The sequence below is a fragment of the Gluconacetobacter liquefaciens genome (assembly GCF_003350405.1).
GTDB classification, from domain to species: domain Bacteria; phylum Pseudomonadota; class Alphaproteobacteria; order Acetobacterales; family Acetobacteraceae; genus Gluconacetobacter; species Gluconacetobacter liquefaciens.
This window is the reverse complement of the sequence record NZ_QQAW01000001.1, coordinates 595,808-617,257: the sequence shown is the minus strand read 5'-3', so window position 1 is coordinate 617,257 and position 21,450 is coordinate 595,808. Positions and strand designations below refer to the sequence as shown.

Annotated in this window: 20 protein-coding genes; 10 read left to right on the top strand and 10 right to left on the bottom strand. The window is 63.1% G+C overall.

From position 1 onward, the window contains the following. Positions 1-24 precede the first annotated feature (24 nt). From C7453_RS02760 to C7453_RS02755, 3 genes are all read right to left on the bottom strand, one after another. Positions 25-2,595 (bottom strand): HWE histidine kinase domain-containing protein, encoded by a 2,571-nt coding sequence (locus tag C7453_RS02760; RefSeq protein ID WP_170143091.1) that lies wholly within the window; start codon positions 2,593-2,595, stop codon positions 25-27. A gap of 62 nt (positions 2,596-2,657) precedes the next feature. After that, entirely contained in the window at positions 2,658-3,158 is a 501-nt protein-coding gene (locus C7453_RS18835; protein WP_170143090.1) for a biliverdin-producing heme oxygenase, read from the bottom strand. 322 nt (positions 3,159-3,480) lie between these two features. After that, positions 3,481-4,062 (bottom strand): TetR/AcrR family transcriptional regulator, encoded by a 582-nt coding sequence (locus C7453_RS02755; protein WP_114725774.1) that lies wholly within the window; start codon positions 4,060-4,062, stop codon positions 3,481-3,483. Between the two features lie 92 nt (positions 4,063-4,154). On the opposite strand from C7453_RS02755, the gene C7453_RS02750 reads away from it, so the two are divergent. Both C7453_RS02750 and C7453_RS02745 read left to right on the top strand, forming a co-directional pair. Continuing rightward, a complete protein-coding gene (locus C7453_RS02750; protein WP_114726107.1) occupies positions 4,155-5,135 on the top strand; it encodes an SDR family NAD(P)-dependent oxidoreductase in 981 nt (326 codons plus the stop codon). A gap of 113 nt (positions 5,136-5,248) precedes the next feature. Then, entirely contained in the window at positions 5,249-5,941 is a 693-nt protein-coding gene (locus C7453_RS02745; protein ID WP_245948724.1) for a CBS domain-containing protein, read from the top strand. A 101-nt stretch (positions 5,942-6,042) separates the two neighbouring features. Here the strand turns inward: C7453_RS02745 and C7453_RS02740 are convergent, their stop codons facing one another. The 3 genes from C7453_RS02740 to C7453_RS02730 all read right to left on the bottom strand — a co-directional run bounded on the left by C7453_RS02740 (position 6,043) and on the right by C7453_RS02730 (position 10,305). Continuing rightward, positions 6,043-8,397 (bottom strand): TonB-dependent receptor, encoded by a 2,355-nt coding sequence (locus C7453_RS02740; RefSeq protein WP_245948722.1) that lies wholly within the window; start codon positions 8,395-8,397, stop codon positions 6,043-6,045. Between the two features lie 154 nt (positions 8,398-8,551). Then, on the bottom strand, positions 8,552-9,364 hold the full coding sequence (locus C7453_RS02735; protein ID WP_114725745.1) for a phosphate/phosphite/phosphonate ABC transporter substrate-binding protein: 813 nt from the start codon (positions 9,362-9,364) through the stop codon (positions 8,552-8,554). Then, positions 9,361-10,305, bottom strand: coding sequence for a fatty acid desaturase (locus C7453_RS02730; protein ID WP_114725743.1), 945 nt, complete (start codon positions 10,303-10,305; stop codon positions 9,361-9,363). Before C7453_RS02730 ends, C7453_RS02735 begins: the two co-directional genes overlap by 4 nt. Positions 10,306-10,408: 103 nt before the next feature. Between C7453_RS02730 and C7453_RS02725 the strand changes: the two genes are divergently transcribed. Both C7453_RS02725 and C7453_RS02720 read left to right on the top strand, forming a co-directional pair. After that, a complete protein-coding gene (locus C7453_RS02725; RefSeq protein WP_114725741.1) occupies positions 10,409-11,248 on the top strand; it encodes a helix-turn-helix domain-containing protein in 840 nt (279 codons plus the stop codon). A 26-nt stretch (positions 11,249-11,274) separates the two neighbouring features. Continuing rightward, positions 11,275-12,519, top strand: coding sequence for an MFS transporter (locus C7453_RS02720; RefSeq protein ID WP_170143089.1), 1,245 nt, complete (start codon positions 11,275-11,277; stop codon positions 12,517-12,519). A 59-nt stretch (positions 12,520-12,578) separates the two neighbouring features. Here the strand turns inward: C7453_RS02720 and C7453_RS02715 are convergent, their stop codons facing one another. Next, the gene (locus C7453_RS02715) at positions 12,579-13,466 is read right to left on the bottom strand and encodes a DMT family transporter (RefSeq protein WP_114725737.1); all 888 of its coding nucleotides are present in this window, start codon (positions 13,464-13,466) and stop codon (positions 12,579-12,581) included. A 107-nt stretch (positions 13,467-13,573) separates the two neighbouring features. Between C7453_RS02715 and C7453_RS02710 the strand changes: the two genes are divergently transcribed. The 3 genes from C7453_RS02710 to C7453_RS18830 all read left to right on the top strand — a co-directional run bounded on the left by C7453_RS02710 (position 13,574) and on the right by C7453_RS18830 (position 16,022). Then, positions 13,574-15,055, top strand: coding sequence for an aminotransferase-like domain-containing protein (locus tag C7453_RS02710; RefSeq protein WP_114725735.1), 1,482 nt, complete (start codon positions 13,574-13,576; stop codon positions 15,053-15,055). Positions 15,056-15,131: 76 nt separating this feature from the next. Beyond that, entirely contained in the window at positions 15,132-15,638 is a 507-nt protein-coding gene (locus C7453_RS02705) for a DUF523 domain-containing protein (protein WP_245948720.1), read from the top strand. A gap of 222 nt (positions 15,639-15,860) precedes the next feature. Next, positions 15,861-16,022, top strand: coding sequence for a hypothetical protein (locus C7453_RS18830; RefSeq protein WP_170143088.1), 162 nt, complete (start codon positions 15,861-15,863; stop codon positions 16,020-16,022). A 149-nt stretch (positions 16,023-16,171) separates the two neighbouring features. Here C7453_RS18830 and C7453_RS02700 read toward each other — a convergent pair whose 3' ends face one another. Further along, positions 16,172-16,561 (bottom strand): PRC-barrel domain-containing protein, encoded by a 390-nt coding sequence (locus C7453_RS02700; protein WP_114725733.1) that lies wholly within the window; start codon positions 16,559-16,561, stop codon positions 16,172-16,174. Between the two features lie 264 nt (positions 16,562-16,825). Here C7453_RS02700 and C7453_RS02695 point away from each other — a divergent pair, with 264 nt between their 5' ends. Next, entirely contained in the window at positions 16,826-17,665 is an 840-nt protein-coding gene (locus C7453_RS02695; RefSeq protein WP_114725731.1) for an aldo/keto reductase, read from the top strand. A gap of 55 nt (positions 17,666-17,720) precedes the next feature. Next, entirely contained in the window at positions 17,721-18,197 is a 477-nt protein-coding gene (locus tag C7453_RS02690; protein ID WP_170143087.1) for a cupin domain-containing protein, read from the top strand. A gap of 235 nt (positions 18,198-18,432) precedes the next feature. On the opposite strand, the gene C7453_RS18825 is transcribed toward C7453_RS02690, so the two are convergent. Continuing rightward, positions 18,433-19,050 (bottom strand): TetR/AcrR family transcriptional regulator, encoded by a 618-nt coding sequence (locus C7453_RS18825; protein WP_170143086.1) that lies wholly within the window; start codon positions 19,048-19,050, stop codon positions 18,433-18,435. A gap of 103 nt (positions 19,051-19,153) precedes the next feature. Here C7453_RS18825 and C7453_RS02680 point away from each other — a divergent pair, with 103 nt between their 5' ends. Further along, positions 19,154-20,305 (top strand): FAD-dependent monooxygenase, encoded by a 1,152-nt coding sequence (locus C7453_RS02680; protein WP_170143085.1) that lies wholly within the window; start codon positions 19,154-19,156, stop codon positions 20,303-20,305. Positions 20,306-20,481: 176 nt separating this feature from the next. Here C7453_RS02680 and C7453_RS02675 read toward each other — a convergent pair whose 3' ends face one another. Beyond that, on the bottom strand, positions 20,482-21,315 hold the full coding sequence (locus C7453_RS02675) for an AraC family transcriptional regulator (protein ID WP_114725725.1): 834 nt from the start codon (positions 21,313-21,315) through the stop codon (positions 20,482-20,484). Positions 21,316-21,450: the final 135 nt, after the last annotated feature.

The following is a 21,450-nucleotide window of genomic DNA, read 5'->3' as shown; positions in this document are numbered from 1 at the left end:
CAAGGCGGTGTTGCGCGCGGCGTTTTAGGTGCGCCCCATCACCAGGGTGGCGAGGGCGGCGATGGCCTCGGTCGGAGTGTAGGGCTTGTGCAGGATCGGCACGCCGGTGAACGACGGCGTCGCAAGTTTTTCGCTGCCGTAGCCCGTTGCGAAGAGAAACGGGATGCCCTTCTCTGTCAGGAGGCCGGCGACAGGTGCGGAACTGAGGCCCTGCACGTTCATATCGAGGATCGCGCAGTCGATCTTCTGTGTCTTCAGCAGGTTCTCGGCCGTCTGGATATCCGGCGCGAGGAAGACATCGGCTTCGAGATCGGACAGAAGCGTCATCTCCAGATCGGCCGCGATCAGAAATTCATCTTCCAGGATCAGGATATTCCTGCCGCGCAGCAGGTCTTCCGGGCGGGGCGACGGTTCGGGAGGGGTCTCTTTCGGGGTGGATGCCTTCCGGTTGGCGAGCGGCGCGTCGCGCATGATGGCGGCGGCGGGCAGGCTTATATCCACCGTGACGCCTTCCGGGTCGAAACGACGCCGGGCGGTGCCCTGCAGATCGTGGCTGACAGCGCGATCGATCAGCAGGCTGCCGAAGCCGGAGCGGTCCGGTGCCTGGACGGGGGGGCCGTCTCGTTCTGCCCAGTGGATCGTGCAGATGCCCGATGCGGCATCATGCGTCCAGCGTACGGTCACTCGGCCTGACGGGATGGAAAGTGCGCCGTATTTGACGGCGTTGGTCGTCAGTTCGTGGAACAGCAGGGCGAGCAGGGTCAACGCGCGTTCGGTCAGACGGATATCTGGGCCGCTCAGGGCGATCTTGCCTTCGCCCGACGCATAGGGAGCGAGTTCCGTAGCCAGCAGGTTATGGAGGGACATATCGGCCGAGGCGCCGATGGCAAGGTCGTGCGCATGGGCCAGGGCCTTGATGCGGCCCTGGATCGTCCTGCGGTAGTCGGCCACGCTGTCCTGACGCGGGGGCAGGCGCGCGACGAGCGAGCGGACAACGGACAACACATTCTTGACGCGGTGATTGAGTTCGTCATTGAGAATGCGCTGGGTTCTGTCCGCAATGAGGGTTTCCTGCAGCTTCATCCAGTTGGATCGGGCAGCAACTTCCATCAGGGCCGAACGGAACAGCCCCGCAACCTCGACATTATCCGCCGACCAGGAGGCGGAATGCTGCCTGACCTCCTCGGTCCAGATTTCGAAGCTGCGGCGCGGCGTCAGGCGGATGCCGTGGGGGCCGGTGCTGTAGGTCTTTTCGGGGTCGCCGCCCCATACCACCGTGTGCGCCCATTCGCGCCGGAAAAGAACCAGGCAGTCTTCCTTTTCGGGAAAGAAGGGAATGATCAGGGCACCGCAGAGATCCGACGGCGGCAGGGCCGGACAGTCCCGTGTCAGGCAGTCGCTGTGCCAGAGCTGGTTGCTGGTGGCGGTGCCCGCGTGGGCGACGAGAGTGCGGACATCGGCTTCCGGCAAGGCCCGCCCGACCGAAATCCATCGCTGTCCGCTGAGGACGCCGCTGCCGTCGCAGGAAATGAGACCCGGTAGTTCGACGAGGTATTTCCGGGCGCGGGGCAGCAGGTCCGTCATCCCGGACGTATCGTCCAGGAACCGCGACAGAAAGCGCTGTGCGGCCTGCGCGAGCCTGAGACGACGCGAGCGGTGGAGGGCGACGACCTGCAAGCCGATGAATTCGCCGATCATTTTCGCGGCGATCCGCTCTGCCATGAACAGGGAACGCGGGCTGTAATGGTGGCAGGCGATGAGGCCCCAGAGCCTGCCATCGACGATCAGGGAGACCGACATGGAGGCGTGGACCCCCATATTGATGAGATATTCGCAATGGATGGGAGAGACGGCGCGCAGATGCATGAAGGACATGTCAAGCGGCGCGGCACCCGGCTGTTCGACCATCGGTACGGGCTGGTAATGGGCGTCGCCGATCACGCGGATGAGCGAGCGCCGGTAGAGTTCCCGGGCCTGGGCGGGGATATCGCTGCTGGGGAAATGCTGGCCGAGAAAACTTTCCAGATCGTCGCGGCGGTCTTCGACAATGACCTGGCCGGACCAGTCGGGGGCGAAGCGGTACACCATCACCCGGTCATAGCCGAACATCTGGCGGATCGACGCGGCGACCTCGCGCAGGAGCGACATCTTGTCCTGCGGATCGCGCGCGCATTCGAGGAGCTTGCGCTGTTTCACGACGAGGCGGGCGTGCATCTGCTCCGGAGTGGCGGGCTCGCACTCCACGATGATGCTGTCGCGCGACCGGTGGACCGCGACGTCACACCGCCGGTCGCCGGGAAAGGCGACATTGAAGGCGATTTCCGGGTAGGTCGTATTGCCGTTATCGGCCAGGGCGCGGATGAGGGAGGCGGCGTGTCCGACACACTGTTCCAGTGTCATGCCGTGATGCAGCGGAGGACATTGCAGGAAATCGGCGGCATTTTGAGAAAATGCGACGAGTTCGGGGCCGGACCCGGCGAATACCATCATGCATCCCGCAGGCTGAATGCTGGCGGGGATGTGGATGGGTTCGCGATCGCAGTTCGTCAGGTCCGCCTGGCCGAAGACGATCGGCTTGATGTCCTGCTTTGTCATGGTTTTTTCTGAATCTGAGAGGGCGCGACGGATTGCATCGCGAGGATGGCGGAATCGAATGTCTACATGGCGGCGCGGTCTGCCGCGCACGATCCGGCGGGTAGCTGGTCGAGACGGCTGACAAAATCCTTCCACGGGGAATGACGATCGGCCTGAGCGGCCAGATGGCGTGCGCCGTGGGTTGCCGTGAAGCCCTGATCCGCAGCCTGTCTGACCAGAATGCGCGCACCGAGTGAGGAGCCCTCGAGCACATAGAGCATGCCCGCCGTAGCGGGGGCGGTTTCGAGCGGCGGCATGGCGATCGGGGGCGGAGGGGGAAGTGCCAGGTCGGCGAGATCCTGCATGAGGAAAGGCGTGAGACGCTGCGGCTGCCAGCCCTGGAGAATGTCGGGCCATGGGCCGGCCTGAAGGGCCTGTTCGGCGCTGATGCGGAATGCTGCGATCCCGGACAGATAGGCAAGATAGGCAGCGGCGCTGTCTATCCTGCCGACGAGGGTGTCGAGAATGACGTGGCGGGAATGGGTGGCGTCTCGGAGACGGGATCGGTTAGTCGGATGATACATTGCTGCATCAGTATACAGATGGGATTGCCCGCGACCAGTCCGGTCGCGATCCAAATACTTAAGTTATGATTAAATTCGGTATCAAACTTTTATTTGAAGCGTTGGCTACTCGGAAAATAAACATATACGGTCAGGTTGCAAGTGAGAAATATGTCTGTATTCGTGTACACCTGTATCAATTCGTCCTGGCCAAGACTGCGACCGACCGGTTTCGGTCGGCAATATTGTCGGTGGATTTTTTTCTCCGTGCGTCAGGGCCGACGCACTGACGGTGCCGACACAGGGACCACATCGGCGCCGTGAGAAATGACTCTATACTTCGTCAACGCGAAAGAGGCCTTGAACCGGCGATGAGGATATCGACAAGACGCCGGGCGCTGGCTTCCCAGCCCGGGGCGGCCGCGACGTTGGAGACGCCGACCAGGGCGCGCAGGAAATCCAGCGGGTCGAGGTCGGGACGGATGTCGCCGCTTTGCACCGCGCGCGCCACCAGCGCGTCGATGGTGGCCTTGATGACGTCCGCCGAGGCCGCGTAGAGCGCGGTGGGGCCGCCCACCAGCGCGTTCAGGGCGGGCGCGATCACCTGCTTGGCGGCGATGTAGTCCACGAACAGCAGCATCCATGCGCGCAGGGCCTCGACCGGCGGATGCGTGTTGGCGAGGTCTACTGCGGCGACGGCGAGGCGGTCCAGTTCGTTGCGGTAGATCGCCTCGATCAGAGCGTCTCGGCTGGCGAAATGGCGGTAGAGCGTGCCGATTCCGACCTCTGCACGACGGGCGACCTCGTCCAGCGGGATGTCGGTTTCGCCCGCGTGGAAGGCGGCCTTTGCGACATCCAGCAGGCGCTGCCGGTTGCGCTGGCCGTCGCTGCGCGGCTTGCGGCGCGATATTTTTTCTCCGTCCACCCCATCTGCCCCTTGTTAAACGGAGGAATGCTCCGCATATCAATAAGCGGAGCATGCTTCCACATAACTCCCTTTTCTGCTGGAGGCCAATGATGGCACAGGATTTTGGCGCGACGTCCACGACCGAGGATGTTCTTTCCGGTGTTTCCCTCGCGGGCCGGCGCGTGCTGGTGACTGGTGTTTCGGCCGGGCTCGGGGTCGAGACGGCGCGCGCACTGGCGGCCCATGGCGCGCATGTGGTGGGGACTGCGCGCGACCTGGACAAGGCGCAACGGGCGACCGAACAGGCGCGTGCGGATGCGGCGCGTGGCGGCGGGGCGCTGGAACTGGTCGCGCTGGACCTGGCGGACCTGGCCAGCGTGCGCGCCTGTGCCGATGCGCTGAAGACGCAGGCCCTGCCCTTCGACCTGGTGATTGCCAATGCGGGCGTGATGGCGACGCCGTTCGGCCACACCAAAGACGGGTTCGAGACGCAGTTCGGCACCAATCATCTGGGGCATTTCGTGCTGGTCAACCGGATTGCCGGGCTGATGAAATCCGGTGCGCGGCTGGTCAATCTGGCCTCGGCGGGCCATCGCTTTGCCGATGTCGATCTGGACGATCCGAATTTCGAGCGGACGCCATATGAGCCGTTCGTGGCCTATGGGCGGTCCAAGACCGCCAACATCCTGTTCGCGGTGGCGTTCGATGCGCGGCATCGGGCACGGGGCGTACGGGCGACGGCCGTGCATCCCGGCGGAATCATGACGGAACTGGTGCGCCATATGGGTGCCGGGGAGATCGAGGCCATGATGGCACAGATCAACGAACGCGCCACCGCCGAGGGCAAGCCGCCCTTCCAGTTCAAGACCATTCCGCAGGGGGCCGCGACCTCGGTCTGGGCCGGCGTGGTGGCGGATGCCGATGCTGTCGGCGGCCATTATTGCGAGGATTGCCATGTGAGCGCCGTGGTGCCCGACGACTCGACGAGCGGGCTGATGGATGGTGGCGTGCGGGCTTATGCCGTCGATCCGGCGCGGGCCGAGGCGCTGTGGGCGGAGAGCGAGGAACTGGTGGGCGAACGGTTCGGCTGATCGGGACGGGCGCCTGTTCACAAAATCCGGACCGCGATTGCAGAGCCGGGGCAGCATGCCCACCATCGGTGTGTCTCTAGCAAAGGCTGCACGCCATGAGAGTCCGGGACATCATGACATCACCGGTGTTCTGCGTCGAACCGACGCAGGGCATCTCCGACGCGATCCAGTTGATGCTGGAGCGCAGAATTAGCGGGTTGCCCGTTACCACCGCGCAGGGCGAACTGGTCGGCATCGTCACCGAAGGCGACCTGTTGCGCCGGCATGAACTGGGAACCGTCGGTGCCCATTCCTGGCTGAAGGATCTGTTCCTCTCGCCCGGTCGGCGGGCTGAGGACTATGTGCATACCCACGGCCGCAAGGTCGCCAACGTCATGACCGAGCAGCCGGCGACCATCGAGCCGGATGCCCGGCTGTCCGACGCCATCGACATGATGGCCGTCCGCCATGTCCGGCGCCTGCCCGTAATTGAGAACGGACGGGTGATCGGCATCCTCGCCCGGGCAGACGTGCTGCGTGCCCTGCTGCCCCTGGCCGCCGAACCGCCCGACGCCACCGATGACACCATGATCCGCGAAGCGGTCGAGGCGTCGCTGGAACGCGGGCTGGGGGCTTCGGTGCGGGATCTGGTCAAGGTCGAAACCTATCGCGGGGCCGTTATCCTCAGCGGTGCGGTGACCGACGAGCGGCTGATACCGGCGGCGCAGGTAGCGGCGGAGAACACGCCGGGGGTGACGTCGGTGACCAACCAGTTGATCGTGGTCGGACCCTTTGTGGGGGCGAATGTGCCGGCACCGCCGTTCTGAACCCGCGCCTCTTCGAGCAGGGGAACCGGGAGACCCTGATTCGTTCGGGAGCCTGTTACTGAAACAGGTAATTTTCCTGAACGGATCAGGGTCTTTCCTTGTCAGAAATTTGCGCTGATGGTGCCGAAGAACTGGCGCGGGGCGCCCATCAGGAAATAATTGTAGCCGGTGTCCACGAAATTGTTGCCCAGTTCGTTTGTGGTGGCAACGTAGGTCTTGTTGGCCAGATTGTAGATGTTGAAACTCGCCGTGACGCCCTTGAGGAAGCCGACGGCACCGAAATCATAACGGGCGCCGAAATTGGCCAGGAAATAACCGGGGACGTGCAGGTCGTTCGTGTAGGTCAACTGGCGGCTGGACAGATAGCTGCCATCGACATGCGCCGTGAAACGGCCGATGCGGTAGCTGATATTCCCCTTGTACATGAATTGCGGATAATTCGGCACCAGTTTGCCCCGGATCGGCTGCACGATGCCGCCGGTCGTGACGTTCTGATCGTAGGTCGAGTGGGCGTAGGAAAAGGAATTGTAGATCGACAGCCCGTCCAGCGGGCGGATGGTCACGCTGGCTTCCGCGCCGTTGGTGGTGACGCCACCGACATTCTGCACCGCCGTGATGGGGTTGATGCCCGCCCGGCTGGTGATGAGTTGCAGGCGATTGGAGAAATTGATGCGGTAGAGCGAGGCCAGGGCGCTGACCAGCGGCGTGGTGAAGCGGTATCCGCCCTCGTACACCCAGTCGGTTTCGGGACGCAGCGCGTTCTTCGTGCTCTGGAACGCGGTCTGGGAGGCGGTCCATGGCGTGGCCGAGACATTGGTGCCGTAGCCGTCCTGGGGGAAGCTGCGCATGTTGTGCGAGACGTCGAAGAACAGTTCGTTATGCGGCAGGAAACGCCAGTTGGCCGAGAGTTGCGGCAGGAAGGCGTTCGAGGCCTCCAGCCGCCCCTGCGCGACTTGGCCGCCATTGATCGACGGGTCCTGCGTGGAGACGTTGTTGCCCGCGTTGACGATCATGGATTTGAAGCCGGCATTGACCGTCAGCGTGTCCGTGACGCGGTAGGTATCCTGAAGATGGAAGACGAAGGTGTTGGACGAGAACGCTTCCTGCCAGGGATGGGCAAAGACCTTGTCGCCGGGGAAACCGTTTGTGGGGTTGCCCAGCGTGCCTTCGCCCAGCAGGGGGGCTTCGGTAAAATAGCGGCCTTCGTTGAAAGTTCCGTATTCGTACCAGACGCCGGCATTGATGGTGTTGCGGGCGATCGTGTAGCTGAGGGCCGTCTGGAAGCCGCCGCGGGCGACCTGCGGGGTCTGGATACGCTGTGACAGCGGCGCGCCGTTCGGCGAGGGCATGTAGGGCGTGGTCCAGGTGCTGTAGCCGGTATCGGCGTGGCCGTAGAGGGTGGTTTTCCAGTTCAGCCGGTCGGTCAGGTTCTCGTCCAGCGTCAGGCCGCCCAGGTAATCGACGCGGTTGGCCGTGCCGGCGTAATAGGCGGCGTCGAACGGGTCGTTGGTGGCCAGGAAGGACGCGGGATAGGTGCCTTGTGCGGCCCTGTAGGCGGCTGTGTAGTCGGGATAGTAATTGGCCAGTCTGGGGCCGACCGTGTGCAGGTAGTTCGTCGTCATGTCCTGATAGTCGAATTGCTGCGTCGAACTCCAGTCGAAGAACAGCTTGAGCGACGAATTGCGGGCCAGCGGCTGGACGAGCTTGGCGTTGACCTGATCCGAATAATTGTAACCGCCGCCTTTCCACAGATTCATGTTGGTGCGCGCGTAGGAGACGTAGAAACGGGTGCCGGTCTTGTTGAGGTCGCCGCTTTCCAGCCGGATATAAGTGCGCATGGCGGCATTGCTGCCGAATGTCTGGCTGACCGTGCCGCCGCGCCTGTGGGACGGGTCGATGGAATGGATCTGGATGGCGCCGCCGAGATTGCTGGTGGATGCGACGTCGATCGCGCCTGCGCCCTGCGAGACATCGACGCCGCCGACATTGTCGGAAATGATCGAACGGGTCACGCTGAGGCCGTTGTAATTGTTGAACTGCTGGTCGCCCAGCGGAATGTCATCCAGCGTGAAACCGAGTTGCGACTGGCTGAAGCCGCGCATGAAGATCTGGCTTGAATATTCATAGGCGCCGAACGGGTCCGCCGACTGGTACACCACGCCGGGAAGCTGGCTGAGGACCTTGAGCGGGGACGTGCCGGGCACGCTCTGCTGCATCATGGTGCGGGTGATGCTGGTCATCTGCCGGGTGGAACCGTGGCCGAAGACCGCGATCTCTTCATGTGCCGCCGGCGGAGGGGACGCCTTGGCGGCGGGTGTCCGCACGTGTGCAATCGGGTGGCCGGGCGCGGCATGCGCGGGCCTGTCGGCAGCCTTCGCCGCATGGCCCGGCAGGAAGGCGGGGATCATGATCACGCCGCTCAGGATCGTGGAACGTGCAAGTTTCTGTCGGGTCATTGTGAGACTCTTTGAAAGGCGAAAAATAGCGTGGATCTCTGCGTGGCCGATGGAACGCGCGACGCCATGGCGGCGATCCGGCCTGAATCCCTGACGGGATCATTGGCCCCGGAAGTGTCGCGCAAACAGCACAGCAACGATCATGCGGAAACGGTCAGCGGGAGGCGGGCTGCCAACATCGCGCTGCCTGCACGACGGTGCGCCTGACGTCCTCCGGCAGGGATGCCGAGCAGATGAATGGCAGGCCGGTGGAGGGGCTGGTCCAGCCGGTTACGCGCAGTCCGGCCGCGAGAGACGGATGGTGGCGCTGCGCCAAGGCCCAGCTTCGGCAGTCGATCGCGGCCAGGTCGGCCGCGCCTTGTGCCACCCGGTGCAGGGAAGACAGGTGGCTGCCGGTCTGGATCGTGCGGGAGAAGAGCGCCATGGACGCGCCGCGTGCCGCCAGATCGTGCACCAAGGACAGGTAGCCGGAGCGGGAGTCCGCCGCGTTGAAGGCGAAGCGACGCCCGGCCAATGGGGGCAGGATGGGGGCTGCGGCGTGATCGGGGGATATGTCGGCCGCGCCGCCTGCGTGACGGCGTTCGACGATCGCGCTGCGATAGAGGGGGCCGTCGCCGCCCGTCAGGCCGTCGTAGCTGTTCTGGGCGACGACATGCACGAAGGGTTTCAGGCCCCGGTCGAGCGGGCCCCAGCAGGTTTCGCCGAGCAGCAGGGCCGGATGACGCCAGAGAACGTGCAGATCGAACGCCTCGGGCGGCAGCGTTGCCGGATCGGGCGCGATAAGGGTGCCCGAGGCATCTCTGATTCCGCCGGGCACCGCCGGCAGATCCACGTTGCGTCGGGCGAGGTCTTGCGGGGCGGGGATACCGCGCTGCCGCAGTGCGTCGCGCAGTTGATGCCAGGCGGCGTCGACGGCCGCGCGTTCCTCCGGAAGATCATACATCGGCAGGGCGGCAACGAAGTTCATGGCCGGGGTCCGCCCGGGGAGACCGGGTGCAGCAGGGGTTCCTTGGGGCGCAGGAAATACCGCCGGATGATGGTGCGATAGCCGCGATAGACGTAGCCCCGGTTGCGGGCCTGCCATCCTGCGCGGTCCTGCGCGTAGAGGCCGGGCATGCGGAACCAGGGTTCGCCGGGGCGGGCGTGATGGACGACGTGCAGGTTGTTGTAGAGAAACAGCAGTGACAGCAGCGATCGTTCCACGATGATCGTCCGGCCGTCGGGCGTTTCGTGCCACTGGTGCTCGCAATAGGAGCGCAGGCCGATCAGCGCGTTGCCGGCATAGGCGGGGCCCAGCGCATACAGCCAGAACGGCATGTGAAAGCCGCGCGTGACGATGGCGGCGACCGCGAGAACCGAGAGGGCGTGGATGGCCCATGCCAGGCGGATCGTGCGGTCCCCTGCCCTGATATGGCGCAGATCGTGCAGGAAGAAGCGCAGGCTGCCCACCAGCGGCCCCAGCAGCAGGCGGCCCAGCACCGTATTGTTGGCGGTGAGCAGCAGGCGCCGGGCGCGGCCCAGTTGCGACCAGCTTTCGCGGTCCCAGTAATAGCTCTCGGGGTCGCCGTGCGGGTCGGTCAGCGTTTCGTCGCGGTGGTGCAGCAGGTGCGTCGTGCGATAGCGGCGATAGGGATAGGCCAGACCGAGCGACAGGCCGACCAGCAGTTCGTTGCACAGGGCGGACGGTGTGGGGTGGCCGTGGATGGCCTCGTGCTGGAGCGAGGAATGGAAAGCCACCATCACGGCCATGCCCGCCAGCGCCAGAACGGGATGCGCGGGGTAGAGCAGGCCGCCGAGCAGGAGCCAGCCCGTGTAGCAGAGCAGGATGGCAGCCCATGTGGGCCATTCCGCCATGGCCTGCGCGGAAAAACTACCGCGCCTTATCGTTTTATACTCAACGTCTCTCATAAAACTCATTCGTAACCGTCAAAACAACCTTTTCAATGAGTGTATTGTAAAATATGTTCACTTTTGTCACGCATATCACGATTTATGATGTGAATAAACCACCATGAGCAAACGCCTGATATCGCAGGTTTTTCAGCAGCGCGTGTTGTCGCTGATCCAGGCGTCTTCGAGAAGCCGCTCTGCCTTTGCCGAGGAGATCGGGGTCGATCGGTCGGCATTGAGCCAGTTGCTGGCCGAGGATGCCGTGCGGCTGCCCCGTGCCTATACGCTGGTGCGGATCGCCCGACGCTACAACGTCTCCGTGGATTGGCTGCTGGGCATGACGGACAGTGCCGGCGCGACCGGCGGGCGCACGACGGAGGTGGCCGATAATCCGGATTATTATAATATCCCCCTCCTGACCCGGTGGCATGCCGAGGCCGAGGGCATGAAGATCCGCTATGTGCCCTATCGCCTGCCGGATATCCTGCGTATGTCCGAGATCGTGGCGTGGGAACTGGGGCCGGGCCATGACGACCCCGAGGCGATCGAGACGATCGTCAGCAAGCTGGATTATAACCGGGGGCCGGGCACGGATATGGAAATCTGCCTGCCGACCCAGACGGTCACGAGCCTGATCGACGGTGTTTTTCCGTGGGACGGGCTGCCGGTTTCGATCCGCCGGGCCCAGATCGAGCATATGGTGGAGCAGGTGGAGGCGCTGTATCCGTCTCTGCGCATCTTTCTGTTCGACGGGCGCAGGCAGCATACGGTGCCCTATACGATCTTCGGTACGCAGCGGGCGGCCATCTATGCCGGCAGCCAGTATATCGTCTTCAACGACCAGGCGACCATCCAGCAGATGCAGCGCCATTTCGACAGCCTGATCCGCCAGTCGGGCATCCAGCCTCACGAAGTCTCCCGCTGGTTGCGGCAGGCGGCGCTGACGATAAGAAACCGTTAGGGTTTACCAAGGATTTTATGGTTCCCATGCAGCCTTCCGACCGCCGTACGCGCCAGCGCATCACGCTTCTTCTGCTCGTTGGTGCCGGTTGTATCAATTATGTCGACCGGGCGACCCTTTCCATCGGCAATACCGCGATCATGGCGGACATGCATCTGTCCTACGCCACGATGGGCTGGCTGCTGTCCGCACTGGCCTGGACCTACATGATCAGCCAGGTACCGATGGGCCTGCTGGCGGACCGCCTGGACGGGCGGGTGTTTCTGGGCACCGCGCTGGTGCTGTGTTCGTGCGCGGAAATCGCCTTTGGACTTGTCGATAGCGCGGCGAGCATTTTCTGGACCCGCGCGCTTCTGGGCCTGGGCGAGGCGCCGCTGTTTCTGGCCGGCACACGGGTGCTGGTGCATTGGTATGCGCCCGAGGAACGGGGCGGGGCGATCGGGCTGTTCAACGGCTCTGCCTCGCTGGGCCCGGCGCTGGCGCCCCCGCTGCTGCTGGCGGTGATGGCATGGTGGGGCTGGCGCGACATGTCGGTGGTGGTGGGGGTGGTCAACCTGCTGCTCGCTATCGGGTGGATCGTCTATTATCGCGATCCGCTGCCCGGCGAGTCCGCCGCCGAGCCGGTGCGGGTGCATCATGACAAGGCGCCTGTGCGGTCTGCCCTGCGCGACGATCTGGGCTATCTGCTGGGGCGACGCGATACGTGGGCGGCGACGGCCGGGTTTACCGGGGTGGTGTATCTGAGTTCGCTCTACATCACCTGGCTGCCTGCGTGGCTGGAGAAGACGGAGAGCCTGTCGGTGATCCAGGCCGGCCTACTGTCCGCCTTTCCGCAGATCTTCAGCTTCGCGGGCTGCCTGGGCGGGGGGAAGCTGGTGGATATGGTCAGCCGGCGCGGGGTGGCGCCGCTGGCGGCCTGCCGGCGGACCGTCGTGCTGTCCATGCTGGCCTGTGCGGTGCTGACCGCCCTGCTGGCCCTGCAACCGGCGCGCGTGCCGGCCCTGATCCTGCTGGCGCTGGCGCTGTTCGCCAACGGGGTCGCGGTGAGCTGCGGCTGGACGCTGGGCACGCTGATCACCACCGAGGACCGGGTGGCGACGCTGGAGGCGATCCAGAATACCGGGGCCTCGCTGGGGGGCGCGATGGCCCCCATTCTGACTGGTCTTCTGGCCACGCGGTTCGGGTCGTTCGGTCCTGCCTTTGTGCTGGCCGGCGGGATCGGGCTTGTGAGCACCGCGATCTATCATCGCGGCTTCGCGGCCACCCGTTAAAATGAAGGGTGGTCAAAGCCTCTGGCTTTGGCGGGGCGCGGGGGAGAGCCCCGCTATGGCTAGCGGGCCGGCACCCGCACGGTCGGCGAGAAATGCCGCGCGCCGATCACGCAGAACACGACGCCGAGCGCGGTGAGCACCAGTTGGCTGCTGACAGGCTCGTGCAGCACCAGGAAAGCGAGGAAGAACGCGAGGAAGGGCTGGAGAAGCTGCAACTGCCCGACCGCCGCGATACCGCCCAGCGCCAGTCCGCGATACCAGAAGACGAAGCCGAGAAACATCGAGAACACGGTGACATAGGCCAGCCCCAGCCATGCGGAGGGTGCGATGCCGCCCCAATGGGCGGGGGCCGTGATGACACCGCCGATGATCGAGACCGGCAGGGCCACCACCAGTGCCCAGCAGATGACGCGCAGGCCGCCCAGAGTGCGCGACAGGCGGCCGCCCTCGGCGTAACCCAGCCCGCAGATGATGACGGACAGGATCATGGTGAGATCCGCGCCCAGAGACCCTGCCGCGCCCCGGTGGGCGGCGAAGCCGCAGACCAGGGCCGCGCCGGCCGCCGACCAGGCCCAGAAGGCCGGCGATGGGCGCTCGCCCCCGCGCAGCACGCCGAAGGTCGCGGTGGCCAGCGGCAGCAGGCCGAGAAAGAGGATGGAACGGGTGGAAGGCATGCCCTGCAAGGCCAGGGCGCTGAGCAGCGGGAAGCCGAGCACCACGCAGAGCGCGACGACGGCCAGGGCGACCAGGTCGCGCGGTGCGGGGACGCTGGCCCGGCATCGCCACAGGCACACCGCCCCGAGAAGGCCGGCCAGTGCGGCACGGGCGGCGGTGAGAAACAGCGGGTCGAACCCCGCGATCGCCAGCTTGGTGGCCGGCATCGAGCCGCTGAAGATCGTCATGCCGATCAGGCCCGCGATCCAGCCTTCCGTCGTTCTGTCCTGCATTGGTCCGTCCTTTGCGTGCCGGTTCGTGATGCGGGACGTGGCCGTGGATTTCCAGATACGATCAGGTACAATTACACTAAACTGTATTGTTCAGGAGACCGGTACGGATGGACGGGCAGCAGGCGGACGGCACGCGGGTGGCGCAGGTGATGGGGCTGGTGCGGCACCGGATCGAGCGGCGGTTGCTGACGCCGGGGGCGCGGCTGCCTTCGATCCGCGCCATGGCGGAGGCGGCGGGGGTATCGAAATCCACCGTGGTCGAGGCGTATGACCGGCTGCATGCCGAAGGGGTGGTCCGCTCGCGCCCCGGTGCCGGCTTTTATGTGGCGGCGCCGCTGGCCCCGCTGTCGCTGGACGTGCCGACATCGGAAGGGGCGCGGATGGTCGATCCGATCGGCATGTTGCGGGCGTCGCTGGAGCAGGACCCGGCGGCGCTGTCGCCCGGCTGCGGCTGGCTGCCGGCTGCCTGGATGCCGGAGGACCTGGTACGGCGGGCGTTGCGTACCGTGGCGCGGGAGGGGGCGGCGGAGATGCTGTTCGATTACGACAGCCCGCTGGGGCATGCGCCGATCCGCACCTATGTGGCGCGCCGGATGGCGGAGCAGGATATCGGCGTTTCGCCCGCGCAGATCCTGACGACGGATTCCGGTTCGCACGCGCTGGACCTGATCTGCCGCTTCCTGCTGCGGCCGGGCGATACCGTGATGGTGGATGACCCGTGCTATTTCAATTTTCTGGCGCTGCTGCGGGCGCATCAGGTACGGGTGGTCGGTGTGCCTTATCTGGCCGACGGGCCGGATGTTGCCGCCTTCGACCGTGTGGCGGCGACGTGCCGGCCGCGCCTGTATATTACCAATGCCGCGATTCACAATCCGACCGGTGCCGTTCTTTCGCCCGTGGTGGCGCACCGGGTGCTACGGCTGGCGGAAGCCCATGACATCATCGTGGTGGAAGACGACATCTTCGCCGATTTCGAAGCGACGCCCGCCGCGCGCCTGGCGACCTTCGACGGGCTGGAGCGGGTGGTGCGGATCGGCAGTTTTTCCAAGACGGTTTCGGCCGCCTTCCGCTGCGGTTACATCGCCGTGCGGCCGGACTGGGTGGAGGGGCTGGTCGATCTGCGCGTAGCCAGTTCCATTGCCTCGGGACGGCTGGCCGCCGGAATCTGCCATGCCGTGCTGACCGACAGCGGCTACCGGCGGCATGTGGCGCAGGTCCGTGCCCGGCTGGACCAGTGCCGGGCACAGGTGACGGCGCGGCTGAAACGGCTGGGGCTAAGGCCGACGGTGGAGCCGGATTCCGGCCCGTTTCTCTGGTGCCGGCTGCCGGAGGGGCTGGAGGCGACCGATGTGGCACGGCGGGCGCTGGCGCAGGGTGTGATCCTGGCGCCGGGGAATCTGTTCAGCGCCGATGGGATTGCCGCCGATTGCCTGCGGTTCAACGTGGCGCGGATGGACGACGAGAAGGTGTATCGGGTGTTGGCAGAGGCGGTGGGACGGCCAGGGTTCCACCCTGGACCCGCCAAAGGCGGTGCCTTTGGAAACCCATTTTTTAATCAGTCGATTTCCGGGATTCCTGACATGAAGTGATGCGAGATCGGAAGTCTTTCTGCCTCTTTTTTGGAAAGCAGCGGGAGACTGCCTGCTTCCATGGTATGGAGGCGTCATGGCGATGTCGAAGATCCTGATCAGTGCCTGCCTGGTGGGCCACCCTGTGCGCTATGACGGAGCGGCCAAACCTGCCCCGCATCCGGCGCTGGACCGGTGGCAGGCGGAGGATCGGCTGGTAGTTGTCTGCCCCGAGCTTTCCGGCGGTTTCGGCGTTCCGCGTCCGCCGGCCGAAATTGCGCGTGGGCAATCCGGCGAAGGGGTGCTGGAGGGGACGGCCTGCGTGATCGACACCAATGGCGGGGATGTGTCGGCACCCTATATTGCCGGGGCCGAGGCCGCGTTGGCCCTGGCGCGGGAGCACGGGTGCCGGTTTGCAATCCTGACCGATGGCAGCCCGTCCTGCGGCAGCGTCTTCATTTATGACGGGACGTTTCGTGGCAGAAAGCATGAGGGCATAGGCGTGACGGCGGCGCTGTTGCGCGCCCATGGCGTGCTGGTGTTTGCGGAAAGCGAGATCGACGCGCTGGAGGCGCGATTGTCTGAAGCTGACACGGAAGCCTGACGCCTGCCCTTGTCGCAAGCGCGTCGGTTGCCAACGCGATTCCGCCCAATGAGTGCTCATTCGATCGGATTCGCAGGATTTGTGAGAATGAGACGCCAATCTGGGGCGGTAAAGATGCTTGCGGACGGGCCTGGCGCACGGTTTGACGAGAACGCGACGACCGGTGCGGGGTGAAGGGCTGAAGGAGGTGTTTGCCTCCGGCGTGGCCACGCTGGGGTATAGGTGACATCGGGGGATGATCCGAATGCGGTGGCATCGGCCTGGAAGCTTGTCGCTTCGGATGACGGTGTGAACTGGGCGGTGATCGACCGTCACGCCGGACAGTATTTCGCGTGGAAGCGGCAGACCCGCCTGTTCCTGATCGGCGATCCAAGCCGGCGTTGACCGCATTGTTGGCAACCCGAGGAGCGGAGCCGGCGATGATCGGCCTGCTCGAACTGCCGGGGCATCGTCGGTAAACATTATAACGACGTGGCAGAGGGTTTGGTCCCCCTGCCACGCCGAGATACTGATCGGTGACGATCGAGGGCGTTTTAACGCCCGATCCTGCCTTCGTAGTAGTCATCGACCTGATGCGTATACAGGTCGTCGCTCCAGTTCGGCATGGATTCCGATGTGTAGCTGGGCGCGCTCTTCAACTGGTCCGGCGTCAGATCGACGACGTATCCCTGAAGATTCGTGTTGTATGTCAGGGCCTTCCACGGGAGGGGGTGGTAGCTGTTGCCCATTCCGAGAAAGCCGCCGAAACTCATGACGGCATAGGCGACATGGCCGGTCTGTTTATCGACCATGAAGTGGTTGATCGTTCCCAGCTTTTCCTGGGCCGGGGAATAGACCGCCGTGCCCTCGACCTTGTCGGAGGCGATGAGTTCGTGGGTCTCGTCGATTCGGTCGGTGGTGAATCTGTCCGTTGGATTTGCCATGATGGCCTCCTGTTGGTTGGACCACGAGAGTGTAGGTCGGCACGGTTATCTGCCGGGCAAGGGGGGAACGGTTTTTTTTCTACACGATCCCTTGAGGCAAGCCGGCGGATGGGGATTCTGAAAGCAAATGGAAGCACTTGGCATTTTAAGAAAATGAAGCGCCTTCCCTTCTACCCGGTGCCGCCATCGGTCATGGCTCTGAGGCAACCTGTGCGGCTTTGCGGCGTCAGTGACCGTAAAGCGCATGATTGAAAGAAACGGATAATGAACAATCCCGACTCCCGGCCTGGAAAAGGCACGCAGCCGCGTATCCCGCTCAATGACGGTACGACGATGCCGCAACTGGGCCTGGGCGTATGGCGGACGCCGGCAGCCGAGACGGCCGATATCGTGCGCTATGCGGCCGATACGGGATATCTGGCCGTGGATACGGCGGCGATCTACAAAAACGAAGAGGGGGTGGGCGACGGGCTGGCGGATCACCCTGGCATTTATGTCACGACCAAGCTCTGGAACGATGACCAGGGGTATGACGCGACAATGCGCGCGTTCGAGACCAGCCTGCGCAAGCTGCGCCGCGAAGTGCTGGACCTGTATCTGATCCACTGGCCGCGGGCCGCCGAAGGCAGGTTTGTCGAGACGTGGAAGGCGATGGTGGCGCTCCAGAAAGACGGGCGGGTGCGGTCGATCGGTGTTTCGAATTTTCGCCCTGAAGATCTGGACCGCGTCATCGCGGCGACGGGCGTGGTGCCGGCCGTCAATCAGATCGAACTGCATCCGCGTTTCCAGCAGCGCGCGCTGCGCGCCTTTCATGAAAAACACGGCATCAGGACCGAATCCTGGAGCCCGCTTGGGCAGGGGCAGGTGCTGGAAGACCCTGTGATTGCGGAGATCGGCCGGAAATACGGCAAGACGCCGGCGCAGGCGGTCATTCGCTGGCATCTCGACAACGGGCTGATCGTTATTCCCAAATCGGTCACGCCAAAGCGGATCGAGGAGAATATTTCAGTCTTCGATTTTGCCCTGGATGCGGAGGACATGCAGCGGATTGCAGGTCTGGATCGGGCGGATGGTCGCATCGGGCCGGACCCGGCGACGTTTTAGCAAGGGCAGGATGGGCTGGAAGGGGTTGGCGGCCATGCTTTGGGGGGAGAGCACGATGTTGAAAATTCCTTTTCTTGCCTTGCTGGTGACTGCCGGGTTCGCGACTGTCGAGCCGGGCGCACGCGCTGAGGACAGGCCGATCGTTCTGACGCAGCAGGATGTCAGATGGCAGGCCGCGCCAGCGGATTTTCCGAAGGGGATCGAAATTGCCTATGTTTACGGGAATGTGGCCCAACCTGGGCCGTTCGTCATCCGGGTGAAGATGCCGGCCCATGCGCAGATCGCGCCGCATACCCATAACATGGACGAGACCTTAACCGTTCTGGCCGGCCATTTCACCCATTACATTGGCAAGAGCTTTACCGGCGCACAGGCGCACGAACTCGCGGCGGGGGGATTCGTCCATCTGCCCAGGGAAACCCCGCACGCCCTGCGAACGGCGGATGCGTCGGTTATCATGGAGATTTCCGGTGTTGGGCCTTTCGGCATGACTTACGTCAACCCTGGGGATGATCCGTCGAAGGCGAACTGAGGATTGTCTTGTCCTTTCCGGACGTGGCTTCTTTCGCCTTTATCGAAGACATGGAGACCGTGGGGTGCTTTTCGGGAAGCGGACATCATCAGCCAGGTGAGCATTTTCCAGCAAACTGCCTGCACTCTTTCATGTAGTCCGCAATGAGCTGGATAGCCATCCTGCTTGGAATGCTACATGGCGGAAACGACAAACGCCGCTGTCACGGACGGCAAGCTTACGCATGCTCAACGCATCAATCCGGCCATGTTGCCATCAGAATCGATGGAAGCATCGTCTCAATAAAGGTAGCCACTGGATCTGGTGTATCCAAAAAGAGCGCAGGCCGTCCTTCTATCACCATATGCGCCAGTCCATGAGCGGTTGCCGTTGCACTGGCCATATGTGGACGAAAGACACGTTTGCTCAGCTCTGGTGGTTCGTGCCCAAAATAGGCGGCAGCGGCATGTCCATATGATGTCATCGCCTCAAAGGAGGCCTGCATCAGGTCAGGATCTTTGAAGTCGATCAGGTCGACGCGGCAGATCAGGCGGAACAGTCCGGGATTACGCGCAGCAAATTTTACGTACCCCAACGCCTGCGTCCGAAGGTCCTGAGCCGGTACGCCAGACGACGGGAGGACATTCAGTTCGGCTCCCAGATGTTTGAAGACCCGGATTGCCACAGCCGTTAGAAGCCCTTTCGTGCCGCTGAAATGATGTGAAGGTGCTCCGGGAGAGACGCCAGCGGACCGGGCAGCCTTCCTCAATGTAAATCCTTCAACACCTTCCGCTCGAATGATCTCCTCCGACGCCACGATCAGCGCTGTTTTCAGATCGCCGTGATGATAGCTGTCCCGTGCTTTCACGCTCATGCAGTCCTCTTTTTCATCAATATGAACATCGTTCAGATTGATGCTCCCTTTGATCTATGCAATGTTCAGATGGAGAAAGCCACCTCCATTGGAAATCCGGTATATGACACAGCGCGCACTGATCGTAGGTCTCGGTATTGGTGGCATGTCCGCTGCCATCGCATTGAAGCGTCACGGCTGGACACCTGTGATTATCGAGCGAGCCCCAGAGCGGCGGAAAGGCGGCTACTTCATCGGTCTGCGCGATGAGGGCAAGAACGCCGCTGCGGCCCTGGGTGTGCTGGATGTCATGGAAAAGCGGACACCCGAACACATCCAGTTCTGGGATGTTCGCAAGGACGGGACGCGCAGGCGGATTGCCGATCTGACGCAGGAGACGAATGCTCCGATTGCCTTACTGCGAGGCGATATTGAGGAGGCTCTCTGGCACGGACTTGAAGACAAGATAGAGGTGCGATTCGGCACTGTCCCTGTGGTCATCGTCAATGGCGTCACGCAGGCCAAGGTGACATTCCGAAACGATGATGGTCAGGAAACGACGGAAACCTATGACCTTGTCATCGGCGCTGACGGAGTTCGTTCAACCGTCCGTAAACTGGTCTTCGGCCCGGACAAGGCATTTTTCCACTCGATTGGAACGATGCTATGCGCTTTTCCGCTGGCACGCCCCGTCATTGGCTTCAAGGCTGGGGATGGACTCATGGTTGCTGACGTAAAGCGCACCCTGACCGTGTTTCCGCTGGAGGACCGGCCCTCAACCGCGTTGTTTTCGTACCGGACCAAGAATCCGGAGAAGGCTTCAAAACAAAACCCGCTTCCCACGCTACGGCGGATCTTCGCCGATCTGGATGGCGACGGGATTATTTCCAGAGCCCTTGAGGATCTTGCGTCAACAGACGACTTCCTGTTCGATTCCGTTCAGATGGTCAAAATGCCCCGTTGGTCGCAAGGCCGTGTCTTGCTCCTTGGGGACTCAGCCTGGTGCCTGACCCTGTATTCCGGCATGGGGGCTTCGGCCGGCATGATTGGCGGACAGGTGCTCGGTGAAGCCCTAGCAGCTTGTCCGCACGATATTGCTGCGGCTCTGGAAACGTTCGAGGCCCGGATGCGACCATTTATTCGCAAGCATCAGAGGTTCATTGCCTTGCGCTCCCAATTGTTCGTCCCATCAAACCGCGCTGCTCTTTGGGGGCGCCGTGTCCTGTGGCAGATCCTGCTGCGTTCCAGGAAATATCTATCCCGTAAGAGTACATAAAGATGACGCAGAAAGCCGGCTTGTGGCCGGGTTTCACACCGGTGCGCGCATAGTCGTTTCTCTCGTTATCGGTCTGCATCCGCGGAGAGGGGCAAGGTTGGGCCTGTTGCTCGTTCACCCAGGAGCAGAGCATCTTCACCTGTTTGAATCCGTGCATTCAAGCAGGTGAAGATGCTCTAGCGCGATGCCGTTGTGTACTGCTTTGGGGTGACCCCGAAATACCGACGGAACTGATTGATGAGGTGGCTCTGGTCATAAAAACCGACGCTCGTCGCCGTTTGTGCTGCACTTACGCCTTTAGCGAGCAGTTGCTTGGCGTGACCGAGCCGGATCTGCGTCAGGAATTGATGGACGGAAAGTCCAGTCGTCGCACGGAAACTACGCATGAGATGGTATTGACTGATCCCAGCCGCCGAAGCGACCTCATCGATGCTCAGATGTCCATGGAATTGTTCTGCGAGAAACGCCTGCGCCCTGCGGACATCGGCAGGACGCGAAGCGGCTTTGACCGATCGTCCGGTGCGTTCGCCATAACGCGCGATGACATTGCCCAGTGCTTCATAGACGGCGCATTGCCGCTCGAGCGGAGCCTGCCACGCTGAGGCGGCGCACGAAGCCTGTAATAACCTCTCGGCAAGGCCGGTGTCCTGCCGAAGAAGATCGCGTCCAAAATCGAGGTTTCCCCGCCCCGGCAGAATGTCTGCCGCCAGTGCATCGACGAACTGGACGGTCGGGTAGAAAGCACAGTAATCCCACCCCAGATCGCATTCTACGGCTTCGCCAGTATGCACTTCTCCAGGTGGAATAATCATGACGGTGCCTGGCTCGGCGATGCCTTGATAGCGCGCGATGCGGTGCCGCTGGGCTCCGCGAACGAAGGCGGCAATGACAAACTCGTCATGAGAGTGAGCGGGATAGCGATAGTCGAAGCAGGATGCGCGCAGCAATTCCATCCCGCCCGGCAGGCTGGAATCGCGCCACAATCTCACCCTGTCTCGCGTCTTCGCCATTGGTCCTTCATTCCACCCTGCCCCTTATGAAGCATCAGAGCAGGATTTTCCAATCCGGCGCTGAGTGCATCGACTAGAGGGTGTTATCCACCTGTTTGAATGCTCCAGGAAGGATACAGATCATTGTGGACATGA

Coding starts and splice junctions, on each gene's coding strand:
- C7453_RS02760 (WP_170143091.1), bottom strand. CDS start 2,595: ATGACAAAGCAGGACATCAAGCCGATCGTCTTCGGCCAGGCGGACCTG.
- C7453_RS18835 (WP_170143090.1), bottom strand. CDS start 3,158: ATGTATCATCCGACTAACCGATCCCGTCTCCGAGACGCCACCCATTCC.
- C7453_RS02750 (WP_114726107.1), top strand. CDS start 4,155: ATGGCACAGGATTTTGGCGCGACGTCCACGACCGAGGATGTTCTTTCC.
- C7453_RS02745 (WP_245948724.1), top strand. CDS start 5,249: ATGACATCACCGGTGTTCTGCGTCGAACCGACGCAGGGCATCTCCGAC.
- C7453_RS02740 (WP_245948722.1), bottom strand. CDS start 8,397: ATGACCCGACAGAAACTTGCACGTTCCACGATCCTGAGCGGCGTGATC.
- C7453_RS02735 (WP_114725745.1), bottom strand. CDS start 9,364: ATGAACTTCGTTGCCGCCCTGCCGATGTATGATCTTCCGGAGGAACGC.
- C7453_RS02730 (WP_114725743.1), bottom strand. CDS start 10,305: ATGAGAGACGTTGAGTATAAAACGATAAGGCGCGGTAGTTTTTCCGCG.
- C7453_RS02725 (WP_114725741.1), top strand. CDS start 10,409: ATGAGCAAACGCCTGATATCGCAGGTTTTTCAGCAGCGCGTGTTGTCG.
- C7453_RS02720 (WP_170143089.1), top strand. CDS start 11,275: ATGCAGCCTTCCGACCGCCGTACGCGCCAGCGCATCACGCTTCTTCTG.
- C7453_RS02715 (WP_114725737.1), bottom strand. CDS start 13,466: ATGCAGGACAGAACGACGGAAGGCTGGATCGCGGGCCTGATCGGCATG.
- C7453_RS02710 (WP_114725735.1), top strand. CDS start 13,574: ATGGACGGGCAGCAGGCGGACGGCACGCGGGTGGCGCAGGTGATGGGG.
- C7453_RS02705 (WP_245948720.1), top strand. CDS start 15,132: ATGGCGATGTCGAAGATCCTGATCAGTGCCTGCCTGGTGGGCCACCCT.
- C7453_RS02700 (WP_114725733.1), bottom strand. CDS start 16,561: ATGGCAAATCCAACGGACAGATTCACCACCGACCGAATCGACGAGACC.
- C7453_RS02695 (WP_114725731.1), top strand. CDS start 16,826: ATGAACAATCCCGACTCCCGGCCTGGAAAAGGCACGCAGCCGCGTATC.
- C7453_RS02690 (WP_170143087.1), top strand. CDS start 17,721: ATGTTGAAAATTCCTTTTCTTGCCTTGCTGGTGACTGCCGGGTTCGCG.
- C7453_RS18825 (WP_170143086.1), bottom strand. CDS start 19,050: ATGAGCGTGAAAGCACGGGACAGCTATCATCACGGCGATCTGAAAACA.
- C7453_RS02680 (WP_170143085.1), top strand. CDS start 19,154: ATGACACAGCGCGCACTGATCGTAGGTCTCGGTATTGGTGGCATGTCC.
- C7453_RS02675 (WP_114725725.1), bottom strand. CDS start 21,315: ATGGCGAAGACGCGAGACAGGGTGAGATTGTGGCGCGATTCCAGCCTG.